Genomic DNA, 12,145 nt, shown 5'->3' on the forward strand with positions numbered 1-12,145 from the left:
CCCTGCCTCGACGAATCTGCCGGCGATTCTCCGCGCCTATGATCCCGGTCCGTGACAGAACCGTGACACTTTTCGAGGCTTGAAAAACCACTTAGCCGGCAGTGCAAGCTGCATCGTCATTGCCGACTAACCATTTGGTACGTCGTCAATGTCTGCCTCATAGCCGACCGATTGTGACAGTGCAGCGGGGCGTGTTGGATTTTGCTGCGCTGCGGCAAATATGTCACTGCATTGCCGAAGCCGATGCGCCTTCGCCGTTGCCGATCGCGCCCGCAACCTGCTGGCGCTTGAGCAGGAGCGGCCGAACATGCGAGAGACGCTCGCATGAGCGCCGGTCACCATCATGAAAATACGCAGGGTCACGGCCATTCGCACGGTCATCACCACCACCACCATGCGCCGGAACCTGGCGGCGGTGGCGACTTTGCCCTCGCGATCGGCATCAACCTGGTGTTCGTCGTCGCGGAAAGCCTTGCCGGGCTGTTCAGCGGATCGATCGCGCTGGTTGCCGATGCCGGCCACAACTTGTCGGACGTGCTCTCGCTCGTGCTCGCGTGGGTGGCGAGCACACTGTCGCGGCGGGCACCGTCCGACCGGTTCACCTATGGATTGAAGAGCTCGTCGATCCTTGCCGCCATCGCTAACGCGGCGCTGCTTTGGGTCGCTGTCGGCGGCATCCTGGTCGAGACGATCCGCCGCTTGGCCGATCCGGCGCCGACCGCGGGCATGACCATGATCTGGGTCGCCGCGGCCGGCATCGTCGTGAACGGCGCGTCGGCGCTCCTCTTTGCCAAAGGCAGCAAGTCGGACCTCAACTTGCGCGGCGCTTTCGTGCACCTGATGGCGGACGCCGCTGTCTCGGCCGGCGTGGTGATTGCCGGGCTGCTGATCCTGGCGACGGGCTTGGCATGGATCGACCCTATCGCCTCGCTGCTCGTAACAGCAGTGATCGGCTGGTCGAGCTGGGGACTGATGCGCGATTCGCTCCGGCTCGGCCTGCTGGGTGTTCCTGCCAGCATCGACCTTCGTGAAGTGCGCGGCTTTCTGGCCGGCCTCCCCGGCGTGACCCGCGTCCACGATCTCCACGTCTGGCCGATGAGCACCACCGAATCGGCCCTGACCGCGCACCTGGTCATCCCGGAAGGGCAGCCCGGCGATGCCTTCCTGCACCAGGTCGCGCACGATCTGGAGCATCGCTTCGGCATCGGCCACCCGACCTTGCAAATCGAGATGGGTGATGGCGACTGTGCGCTCCAGAGCGAAGCGGTAATCTAGCGCCTGCCTCAGCCGACGAATTCGTGCCGCGCGCCCAGAAAGTCTTGCGGGTCTATGGCGAAGCCGACACTGACGCAGCCCTCCTGGATGAGTCGCAAGCCGAGCTTCTCGCCCAAATACGCGCGTGAGGCCGCGATGTCCGACACTCGCCAGACGAGCGCATAGATGCCGTTCTGCTCGCGCGCGAGGAAGGCGCCGAGCGGACCGGTCGCGGCATCGTCCGGCTGGATGAAGGCGACCTTGGTGTCGCCCACCTGCAGCACCACGCGCCGGCCGGGCTGTGGCAGCGCCGTGGCGGCGTCTTCGATCACCGTGCCGTCGATCACTTGCGTAAAGAAGTGCAGCGCGGCGTCCATCTCGCTCGTCACGCAGGCGATATGGTGGAGTCCGGTCACCCGGCACGCGTGCCCTGCACCCACCTGCGGATTCCAGTTGCCGCGGTCGTAGGGATCGTTCGGCATGCCCAGCTCGCAGACTTCGAGCAGCACGCCGCCGGTGGACTCCGGCTTCACGAAGAAGAACACGCCGTAGTCGCCGGCAACCGTACAACCCGCCTCGCGAAAGGCGGCACTTGCAGCCGTGCCGTCGGCGACCTTGAGTTCGAACGAGTGGTAAGCCTGCCCGATCCTGGCGGTCATGCGCGCGAAGGGCTTGCTCAGGTCCTCGGGATGGCGCGGCGCCATCGGTTCGACCATGTGATCGGTGACGTAGAGCAACGCCGCGTCGCGATCCTCGGCCGGGAAGTAGTTCTCTGCAAAGACCAAGCCGCCCAGCGCATCCTGGTAGAGCTGCCGGCACTTGGCGATGTCAGTCGTCGCATGGATCGTGTGGATGATGCGCGATACCTGCACGCGATGGTCGGCCATGCTCTCTCCCCTTCGTTTTGCGAGAAGAGTGGTCAGGTGCGGCACGGCTGGCAAGCGGGGTGGCGACACTCGGATACAATATCGCGATTGCGGCGTCGCGGCCGGGTGCTAGGCCTATGCTCGGGAAGAAGAACAAGGGGTTGAGTGCGATGAGACGAATGCAAATGCGCGCGGCACTGCTGCCGATGGTGCTGGCTTGCGGAGGACTGTCGCAAGCCGCTCTCGCCGATCCCAAGAGCGATTTCGACGCCCGCTACGCGCAACTCGAAACCGCCATGGACACGCGCGAGCCCGAGCAGATCGAGCCCTTGGTCACGCCCGACTACAGCGTCACCGACATCGGCGGTCGCAAGCAGGACCTGGAGGCCATGCTCGATCGGCTCTCCATGATCCCGGTCGATCCCGATCGGCGCGAGGTCGTCACCATCGACTCGGTCGACGTGCACGGCGACACCGCCGACGTGCTCCAGCATCGCGAGCGCAGCGGCACGCGCGAGGGGCCGGACGGCAAGGAGCACACGATGAGCTTCGTCGTCGCCTCCCACGACACCTGGGTGCAGAGCCCCAAGGGCTGGCTGCTCAAGACCAGCGAGGCCGAGACGATGACGATTACGCGCGACGGTCAGGTCGTGCGTCAGATGAAGAAGGGTGACCCGATGCCCGAGCGCGGCTTTGGCCGGGGTGGCCGCGGACCGGGTGGACGTCGCGGCGACGGCATGGGTCCGCCTCCCGGTGGACCGCCGCAGGGCGATGGTCCGCCTCCAGGTGATGGCCCGCCGCCTAGCGATGGCGAGTAGACCGCCGCAACTCTAGCGTCGTGTCCCGGGCTTGACCCGGGACCGGTTTCGGCAAAGCACTCACAAAAGGGCGTGCCGTCAAATAGCTCGGGAGATGACAGAACGGCCCCGGTTCAAGCCCGGGACGTATGCCTACAGCGGCTTGCCTTCAGGCCGAAGCCGCCAGCTCCGGATCAGGCGGCTTCTTCTGCCTTGTCGCCCTTGTGGACGCGGATCGGCTCCTTGCGGCCTTCCACCACATCCTTGTCGACTACGACCTCGGCGATGTGATTTTCGGTCGGCAGGTCGAACATCGTGTCGAGCAGAATGCGCTCCACGATCGAGCGCAGGCCACGGGCGCCGGTCTTGCGCTCAATTGCCTTCTGCGCGATTGCTTCCAGCGCGTCGTCAGTGAACGTCAGTTCGACGTCTTCTAGGTCGAAGAGCTTGGCATACTGCTTGATCAGCGCGTTCTTGGGCTCGCGCAGGATCTTCACCAGCGCGACGATGTCGAGGTCTTCCAGTGTCGCGATTACCGGCAGGCGGCCGACGAACTCAGGGATCAGGCCGAACTTCAGCAGATCCTCGGGTTCGGCCATCTGCAGCAGCTCGCCGATGCGGCGCTTGTCGGGATCGGCGACATGGTTGCCGAAACCAATCGAGCGCTTCTGCAGGCGGTCGGCAATGATCTTGTCGAGGCCAGCGAAAGCGCCGCCGCAGATGAACAGGATATTGGTTGTGTCCACCTGCAGGAATTCCTGCTGCGGGTGCTTGCGGCCGCCCTGCGGAGGCACGCTAGCCGTGGTGCCTTCCATCAGCTTGAGCAGCGCCTGCTGCACGCCCTCGCCCGACACGTCGCGCGTGATCGAAGGGTTTTCGGCCTTGCGGCTGATCTTGTCGATCTCGTCGATGTAGACGATGCCGTGCTGCGCCTTTTCGACGTTGTAGTCGCTGGCCTGCAGCAGCTTGAGGATGATGTTCTCGACGTCCTCGCCCACGTAGCCAGCTTCGGTCAGCGTCGTCGCATCCGCCATCGTGAACGGCACGTCGAAAGTCTTGGCAAGCGTCTGCGCCAGCAGCGTCTTGCCCGAGCCGGTCGGGCCCACGAGCAGGATGTTCGACTTCGACAGTTCGACATCGCCGGACTTGCCGGAGTGCTTCAGGCGCTTGTAGTGGTTGTGCACCGCGACCGAAAGCACGCGCTTGGCGCGGTCCTGGCCGATGACGTAGTCGTTGAGCGTCTCGCAGATCTCGCGCGGGGACGGCACGCCGCCGTCCTTCTTGCCGGCGATCCCAGCCTTGGTCTCTTCGCGGATGATGTCGTTGCAAAGCTCGACACATTCGTCGCAGATGAAGACCGTCGGCCCGGCGATCAGCTTGCGCACCTCGTGCTGCGATTTACCGCAGAAGCTGCAGTACAGGGTGCTCTTGGCGTCAGATCCGCTCAATTTGGTCATTCTCGTTCTTGCTGCCCCGGCGCGGGGCGACTCGCCACCCTTACTCTGCAGGTGGCCCGTTGATCAATCCTAGCCGGTCAAGCTTTCGGCGAGGTGAAGGGCGGCACTAGGGCCGCCCTTAGCATCAAGACTTTGCTTCGTCAGCCTTTTCCGCGTCCGGACGGCTCTCGAACACCTTGTCGACCAAGCCGAAGGCCAGCGCCTCGTCGGCTTCGAGGAAGGTGTCGCGGTCCATGGCTTTCTCGATCTCGTCCAGCGACTTGCCGGTGTACTTGACATAGAGATCATTCAGGCGGCGGCGCATACGCAGGATCTCGCGCGCCTGGATCTCGATGTCCGAGGCCATGCCCTGCGCACCGCCCGAAGGCTGGTGGACCATGATCCGCGCGTTGGGCAGTGCGATGCGCATCCCCGGCTCACCGGCAGCCAGCAGGAAGCTGCCCATGGAGGCGGCCTGGCCGATGCAGACGGTGGAAACGCGCGGACGGATGTACTGCATGGTGTCGTGGATCGCCATGCCGGCCGTCACCACGCCGCCCGGCGAGTTGATGTACATCGAAATGTCCTTGGAGGGGTTCTCGCTCTCCAGGAACAGCAGCTGGGCGACGATCAACGAGGCCATGTGGTCCTCGACGGCGCCGGTGATGAACACGATGCGCTCGCGCAGCAGGCGCGAGTAGATGTCGAAACTGCGCTCGCCGCGGCTGGTCTGCTCGACCACCATCGGCACCAGCGCACCGGTCACGGGATCGGTGGTGAACTTACCCTGGGCGCCGCTTGCGCCGAACAAGTCGATCATGGAGGTCCTCTTCAATCTGGAACCGCTATGTCGCGTGCCCCCTGCCGGAGTTCAAGGGGATTAACCGAGGTATCCCCGCGGCGGTGCCAAGAGGCTGGGGATAGCTCGCCAAACGCAAGGGGATAGCTTGGCAAACGCACGGAGGCAGCCCGGTTCGACGCAGTGCTACGGACGGACGCTTCCAAACAGAAAAGGCGCCGTGGTGTCCCGCGGCGCCTTTCTTGCTGTTGGTCGGAACCGAAGAGATCAGTCTTCGGTCTTCGCCGCCTTCTTGGCCGTAGCCTTCTTCGGCTTCGCTCCGCCCTCGGCATCTGCGTCAGCAACAGGCTCGTCGGACGCTTCGGCCTTCTTCTTGGCCGGTGCCTTCTTGGCCTTCTTCACCTCGCCGGCGTCCTCGGTCGCGGTCTCCTGCACAGTGTCTTCGCTGGCCGCAGATCCTGCCTCGGCATCGTCCTTGGGTTCGGCCTTCTTCGCCTTCTTCGCCGCAGCCTTCTTCGGCTTGGCGTCGGTCTTCACCTCGTCGGCGTCGGCCTCGATCGCGGCCTGCAGCTCGTCGCGGGTGACTTCACGCTCGGTGACCTCGGCCTTCTCGATCAGGAAGTCGACGACCTTGTCCTCATAGAGCGGAGCGCGCAGCTGGGCGGCGGCCATCGGATCCTGGCGCACGTACTCGACGAAACGCTGGCGATCTTCGGGACGGTACTGCTGCGCGGCCTGCTGCAACAGCATCTGCATTTCCTGGCCGCTCACCTCGACGCCGTTGGCCTGGCCGATCTCCGACAGGAGCAGGCCCAGGCGCACGCGGCGCTCGGCGATCTTGCGATAATCGTCCTTCTCGGCTTCGATCTCGGCGCGCGCGGCTTCGGGATCTTCCTCGTTCGCGGCTTCGTTCTGCAGCTGCTGCCAGATCTGCTCGAACTCGGCCTCGACCATGGTCGGCGGCACGTCGAAGTCATGGCCGGCGGCGAGCTGGTCGAGCAGCTGGCGCTTCATCTGGGTGCGGGTGAGACCGGCGGTCTCCTGCTCCAGCTGACCGCGCAGCAGACCCTTGAGCTGATCAAGGCCTTCCAGGCCGAGCTGCTTGGCAAAGTCGTCGTCGATCTTGGTTTCGCCCGGGACCTTCACTTCGTGCACGGTGATGTCGAAGGTCGCTTCCTGGCCGGCCAGGTTCTCGGCGCCGTAGTCCTCGGGGAAGGTCACGGTGATGGTGCGCTCGTCGCCAGCCTTCGCGCCGATCAGCTGCTCTTCGAAGCCGGGGATCAGGCGGCCCGAGCCGATGACGATCGCCTGACCCTCGGCCTTGCCGCCCTCAAACTCTTCGCCGTTCAGCTTGCCGACGAAGTCGCACAGCACCTGATCGCCGTCTTCGGCGGCGCGGCCTTCCACGGTCTCGTAGCTCTTCTGCTGGTCGGCAAAGCGCTGGACCTGCTCGTCAACGGCCTCGTCCTGCACCGGCACGGTCAGCTTCTCGAGCTTCAAGCCCTCGAGCGAAGGCGCCTCGATCTTGGGCAGCACTTCCAGGCTGACCGAGAGCTCGGCGTCCTTGCCCTCTTCATAGCCCTCACCCAGGCTGACGTCGGGCTGCATCGCGGGGCGCAGCGCGTTGTCGGCGACGAGCTTGTCCATCGCCTCGTTGATCGAGGTCTGCAGCGCTTCCTGGTGGAGCGCCGGGCCGTGCATCTTCTTGACCAGATTCGCCGGGACCTTGCCGGGGCGGAAACCGGGCATCTTCATCTGCGGCGCCATGCGCTTCACTTCGCCCTCGATGCGGGCGGAGATCTCGGTAGCGGGGATGGTCACCGTGTAGGCGCGCTTCAGCCCCTCGTTGGTGGTCTCGACGATCTGCATGGGTACGATGCCTTCCTGTACGCGTGGCACCGGGCATCCTCGCATGGGCGGAAACTGGTGCGGGCGAAGGGACTCGAACCCCCACATCTTTCGATACTGGTACCTAAAACCAGCGCGTCTACCAATTCCGCCACGCCCGCAAAGAAACCGGTGGCCTGAAACTCAAGGGACGTGCCCTTATAGTGGCCAGCGGATTAGGGCAAGGGTCGCCGAGACGACGGGCAACTTGCTCACAGGCGACGCGTTGATGGAGCGAACTCACGAAAGGATTGCCCATGGCCACCGACCCTGGCGCCCCGCGCCCCGACATCGATCGCCCCGACGTGGCCCCGGCCGAGACCCCGGCCCCCAACGAGCCGAGCCAGCCAGGCGCTCCCGATGGCCCGGATGAAGCGCCTTCCGAGGCTCCGGCCTACGACGTGCCGGATCAGGGCCCGATCGAGATGCCGCCGCCGATGGAGGCTTGAAGGATCGCATCAAGCCGGGCGTGACCCGGGTCGGTTCCGCCAGCGACGAACCTTTCGTCGCCGCTGCTGACGAGAGCTTGCGACATGCCCAAATCGGTCCCGGGTCGAGCCTGCGACGACGTTAGCCGGTAGGCTCGCCCTCTACTTGCCCCCAAGCGCCGCCAACCGCAGTAGCAAGCCGGTTACGACCGATCCCTGCGGCTTGCGGGCGGCAGCCGGCACCCTCGGACACTCCAGGCACATCGCCTGCATGCCCTGCCCTGACAGCATCGCCTCCGCTTGGCCCAAAGCCGCGCTCAACTGCTCGCGCTGGCGTCGCGCCGCCATGGCAGCGATGTCACCGCCGGCATCGCGGCGCCGGTACATCTGCAGCAGCAGCGCATTGAGCGGGTCTTCCTTGCGGCCGATGTACTGCACATGCCACGCCGCGTTGCCGAGCTTCGCCGTCTTCGCTGCGTAAGCCAGCGCCGCATCGAAGTCACCGAACGCGTCGACCAACCCGTTCTGCCGCGCCCGCTCGCCCGTCCAGACGCGGCCTTGCGCGATGGCGTCGACCTGCTGAGGGCTCTTGTCGCGTGCCTTGCCGACCAGGCCTAGGAACTTCCCGTAGGCATCCTCGATGCCCATCTGCACCATCTGCTCCAGCTCAGGAGAGAGGCCGCCCATCAGGTCGGGCTGGCCCGACAGGGGCGTCGTCTTCACACCGCCTGAGTTCACGCCGATGTCCGCCAAGGCCCGCTCCAAGCTGGGCAGGATGCCGAACACGCCGATCGATCCGGTGATCGTGCCCGGCTCGGCGAACACGTACTGGGCGGGGGTAGAGACCCAATAGCCGCCGCTGGCCGCCAGGTTGCCCATCGAGGCGATCACCGGCACGCCCTTCTGCTTGTAGCGCTCGATGGAGCGGCGAATTCGCTCGGAGGCGAGCACCGAGCCGCCTGGCGAATCGATGCGGACGACCAGCGCCTTGATGTCGTTATCGAGCGCGTCGTCGAGCGCCTTGGCGATGCGGTCGCCGCCTGCGGTGCCTGGTCCCGCGTCGCCGTCGACGATGTTGCCCGCGATCGTCACCACGCCGATCGCAGCGCCGCCGGTCTTCTCCGGATGCGCTGCCAGGTATGTCGCCAACTGCGTGCCGACGATCTGGCCCGAAGACGTCTCCGCCGCCGTGCCGCCGGACAATTGCGCCACGCGCGCCGCGAAGTCACTGGGGGTGCCAATCTTGTCGACGAGCCCAGCTGCTTGTGATGCCTTGGCGAAGTCTCCGCCCGAGTTGCGCAGCCAGCCGATCGGATTGCCGGTGACCAGCGCGAGGTTCGCCTTGGGCCGGGCCTTCTTCACGTCCGCCTGCCAGCTGCGCCACAATCCGCCGTAGAGGTCGGTGTAGGACTCGATCGCGGCTGGCGACGGCCCATCGCGAGTATAGGGCTCGACGAAGGTCTTGTAGGTGCCGACGCGGAAGACGTGCGCGTTGACCTTCAGCTTTTGCAGCAGGGTGCCGAAGTAGAGGTTGTTGCCCCCCGGACCGACTGCCATCGCGCCGCCCATCGGGTTGACCCAGGCCTCGCTGGCGTGAGCGGCCAGCTGCGTGCCATCATCGGCATACGTATCGGCATATGTCAGCACCGGCTTGCCCGAGGCGCGCACCGCATCCATCGCCGCGCCGATGTCGCGCAAGTGGACGAAGCCGCCGCCGGTGAAGCGCGAAAGATCGATGGCGACGAGCTTGATCTTCTCGTCCTTCGCGGCCGCCCGCAACGCCCGCTGGATGTCGCGCGCGCGCACGTCGGTCGGCAGCTCGGCGTTGGTCGTCTGCGCCAGGATCAGGTCCGAGGTGGTGACGTCGGCGGTCTCCTCGACCACCGCACCGTCCAGCTGAATCACCAGCGCGCCTTCGCTCACCTTGCCGGGCGTCGGCCGCATCGACAGCACCGCGTAGAGCAGGCCGAAGAACAGCAGCAGGAACACCAGCACTAGCGCGTCCTTGATCGCGACGAGCAACTTCCAGACCTTGCGGGCGAATTTCATGCGGGGGACCTGCCTTTCGAGCGAGCCTTAGCGATGATGCGGAGGATGGGGAAGGAGCGAAGGCCCAGCGAAAGATCCTCCCCTGCAAGGGGAGGTGGCAGGCGTGTAGCGGCTGACGGAGGGGTGTAACCCTCCCGGCCGCGCACTCCGCTGGCGGTGACACCCCTCCGTCACGCGGCTTGCGCCGCGCGCCACCTCCCCTTGCAGGGGAGGATCTTGGGGAGAAGCACCAACCGAGGGTTGAGCCCACTCCCGCCCCGCCCTACAGCCCTGTCCTCGATGACAGCGCCGACCTACACCTACCCGGCAGGCTCCGCGGCCTTCCCGCACCGCGGGCTCGTCGGCATCGCCGGGCTCGCCCCGCACGAAATCCACTACATGCTCGACGAGGCGGAGCAGTGGGTGGAGATGAACCGCCAGGCCAAGAAGACGCGCGACCTTCTCGCCGGCTTGACCATCATCAACGCCTTTTTCGAGAACTCGACCCGCACGCTGCTCAGCTTCGAGATTGCCGGCAAGCGCCTGGGTGCCGATGTCGTCAACATGGCGGTCGCCACCAGCAGCGTGAAGAAGGGCGAGACGTTGATCGACACGGCGATGACGCTGAACGCCATGCACGCCGATGCGATCGTGATCCGGCACGCCAGTTCGGGCGCGGTGCAGCTGATCGCCGACAAGGTCGACTGCCCGGTGCTGAACGCCGGCGACGGCCAGCACGAGCATCCGACGCAAGCACTGCTCGACGCGCTGACGATCCGTCACGCCAAGCGCAACTTCAACGGCCTGGTCGTCATCATCTGCGGCGACATCCTGCACAGCCGCGTCGCCCGCTCCAACATCCTGTGCCTGACCTCGCTCGGCGCCGAAGTGCGCGTCTGCGCGCCGCCAGCGCTGATGCCGGCCGACATCGAGCAGATGAACGTCGCCGTCTTCCACGACTTCGGCAAGGCGCTGGAAGGCGCAGACGTGGTGATGATGCTGCGCCTGCAGCTGGAGCGGATGCAGGGACAATTCATCCCCTCCCCCCGCGAGTACCGCCATCTTTATGGGCTGACGCTCGACCGACTGGCGACGGCACAACCTGACGCGCTGGTCATGCACCCCGGCCCGATGAACCGCGGTGTCGAGATCGACAGCAACGTCGCCGATCATGTCGAGCGCTCGCAGATCACCACGCAAGTCGAGATGGGCGTCGCCATGCGCATGGCCTGCCTCGACGTGCTGACGCGCCGGGCGCGCGGTGTGGAGGGTTGGGCATGAGCGCGGCTGCTCCCCTCACGATCGTCAACGGACGCCTTGTCCTTGGCGACGCGATCGTACCGGGCGCCGTGCGCTGCGAAGGCGACCGCATCGTGGCCGTCGGCACGGAGGTTTCGCCGGCTGAAGGCGATCGCATCCACGATGCGAAGGGCCAGCTGATTGCCCCGGGCCTCGTCGATTTCGGTGTCTTCGCGATCGACAAGCCGGCCTTCCACTTCGGCGGCGTCACCCGCGCCGCGCTGATGCCGGACCAGAGCCCGCCGCTCGACCGGCCGTCCAGCGTCCGCTTCGCTGCCTCGTCGGGCAAGCCGGACTTTTGGGTTCACCCGCTCGCCGCCGCGACGAAGGGCCTGGCGGGCGAGAAACTGGCCGAGATTGCACTGATGCGCGACGCCGGCGCGCGCGGCATCGCCACCGGTCGGCAATGGATCGCCGACTCGGGCACGATGCTGCGCCTGTGCCAATATGCCGCCATGCTCGACATGACCGTCTGTGCCCATGCCGAGGACGCAGGGCTCGTAGGGAGCGCCGTCGCCACCGCCGGTGAAATGGCGACTCGCCTGGGCCTACCGGCAGCGCCCGCGCAGGCAGAGGCCCTTGCGATCGCCCGCGACCTCGCCATCGCCGAGATGGCCGGTTGCGCCATCCACTTCCGCACCGTCACCACTGCCGTCGGGCTCGATCTGGTCCGGCAGGCCAAGGCCCGTGGCGTGCGGGTGACGGCAGGCGTGACGCCGGCCTATTTCATGCTGTCGGACCTCGCCACGGCGCAGTTCCGCACCTTCGCGCACCTCTCGCCCCCGCTCCGTTCCGAGAGCGACCGCAAGGCCGTGCGCGCCGCGCTTGCCGATGGCACGATCGACGTCGTCGCGTCCGGGCACGATCCGCGCGGCCCTGAGGACAAGCGCCTGCCGTTCGCCGACTCGGCCCCTGGCATGGCCGGCGCCGAGACGCTGCTGGCGCTCACCTTGACGCTGGTGCGCGACGGCGTGATCGGCATGCCGCGAGCGTTCGAGCTGCTCTGCGCCAGTCCCGCCAGGCTGCTGGGCGTCGCGGCCGGCAAGCTGGAAGCGGGTGCCGAGGCGGATATTGCGGTGATCGACCCGGAGCGGCCGTGGATCGTCGACTCGGAGAAGATGGCCGCCAGCGCGGGCAACACGCCTTTCGATCGCCAGCCGGTGCAAGGGCGTGTGTCGGCACTGTTCAAGGGTGGCGCGAAGGTCGGCTGACTACCCGCCTCTGCTGAACTGTCGGAGCGAGCCGGCGAACGGTGCGGCCTCACACTCACAAGCCAAACGCGACAGTCGTTGGTCGGCGTCGACAGCCTCGCCTGAGGCGCTCATTCGTTCTACCCGCAAAAAAGCCCCCG

10 protein-coding genes and 1 tRNA gene are annotated in these 12,145 nt (G+C 66.1%); 5 read left to right on the plus strand and 6 right to left on the minus strand.

The features are described 5' to 3' along the window. The first annotated feature begins 324 nt into the window (after positions 1–324). Positions 325–1,275, plus strand: coding sequence for a cation diffusion facilitator family transporter (locus GV044_RS02285; RefSeq protein ID WP_159864890.1), 951 nt, complete (start codon positions 325–327; stop codon positions 1,273–1,275). Between the two features lie 8 nt (positions 1,276–1,283). On the opposite strand, the gene GV044_RS02290 is transcribed toward GV044_RS02285, so the two are convergent. Continuing rightward, positions 1,284–2,141 (minus strand): VOC family protein, encoded by an 858-nt coding sequence (locus tag GV044_RS02290; RefSeq protein WP_159864895.1) that lies wholly within the window; start codon positions 2,139–2,141, stop codon positions 1,284–1,286. Positions 2,142–2,290: 149 nt separating this feature from the next. On the opposite strand from GV044_RS02290, the gene GV044_RS02295 reads away from it, so the two are divergent. Next, a complete protein-coding gene (locus GV044_RS02295; protein WP_159864898.1) occupies positions 2,291–2,938 on the plus strand; it encodes a nuclear transport factor 2 family protein in 648 nt (215 codons plus the stop codon). A 173-nt stretch (positions 2,939–3,111) separates the two neighbouring features. Here the strand turns inward: GV044_RS02295 and clpX are convergent, their stop codons facing one another. From clpX to GV044_RS02315, 4 genes are all read right to left on the minus strand, one after another. Further along, positions 3,112–4,374, minus strand: a complete 1,263-nt coding sequence (gene clpX, locus GV044_RS02300) for an ATP-dependent Clp protease ATP-binding subunit ClpX (RefSeq protein ID WP_159864901.1) — start codon at positions 4,372–4,374, stop codon at positions 3,112–3,114. Between the two features lie 124 nt (positions 4,375–4,498). Beyond that, positions 4,499–5,173, minus strand: a complete 675-nt coding sequence (clpP, locus tag GV044_RS02305; protein ID WP_159864904.1) for an ATP-dependent Clp endopeptidase proteolytic subunit ClpP — start codon at positions 5,171–5,173, stop codon at positions 4,499–4,501. Between the two features lie 246 nt (positions 5,174–5,419). Then, on the minus strand, positions 5,420–7,021 hold the full coding sequence (gene tig / locus GV044_RS02310) for a trigger factor (protein WP_159870714.1): 1,602 nt from the start codon (positions 7,019–7,021) through the stop codon (positions 5,420–5,422). Positions 7,022–7,076: 55 nt separating this feature from the next. Beyond that, a tRNA-Leu gene (locus tag GV044_RS02315) sits at positions 7,077–7,161 on the minus strand. A 135-nt stretch (positions 7,162–7,296) separates the two neighbouring features. On the opposite strand from GV044_RS02315, the gene GV044_RS02320 reads away from it, so the two are divergent. After that, positions 7,297–7,488: a hypothetical protein gene (locus GV044_RS02320; protein WP_159864907.1), complete on the plus strand. Its 192-nt coding sequence runs from the start codon at positions 7,297–7,299 to the stop codon at positions 7,486–7,488. A 141-nt stretch (positions 7,489–7,629) separates the two neighbouring features. Here GV044_RS02320 and sppA read toward each other — a convergent pair whose 3' ends face one another. Next, on the minus strand, positions 7,630–9,516 hold the full coding sequence (sppA, locus tag GV044_RS02325) for a signal peptide peptidase SppA (protein WP_159864910.1): 1,887 nt from the start codon (positions 9,514–9,516) through the stop codon (positions 7,630–7,632). 279 nt (positions 9,517–9,795) lie between these two features. On the opposite strand from sppA, the gene GV044_RS02330 reads away from it, so the two are divergent. Beyond that, positions 9,796–10,776, plus strand: a complete 981-nt coding sequence (locus GV044_RS02330; RefSeq protein WP_159864913.1) for an aspartate carbamoyltransferase catalytic subunit — start codon at positions 9,796–9,798, stop codon at positions 10,774–10,776. Then, positions 10,773–12,005 carry a dihydroorotase family protein gene (locus tag GV044_RS02335; protein WP_159864916.1) on the plus strand — a complete coding sequence of 411 codons (1,233 nt, stop codon included), beginning with the start codon at positions 10,773–10,775 and terminating at the stop codon, positions 12,003–12,005. Before GV044_RS02330 ends, GV044_RS02335 begins: the two co-directional genes overlap by 4 nt. Positions 12,006–12,145 lie beyond the last annotated feature (140 nt).

Source organism: Novosphingobium sp. 9U, from assembly GCF_902506425.1.
Classification (GTDB): domain Bacteria; phylum Pseudomonadota; class Alphaproteobacteria; order Sphingomonadales; family Sphingomonadaceae; genus Novosphingobium.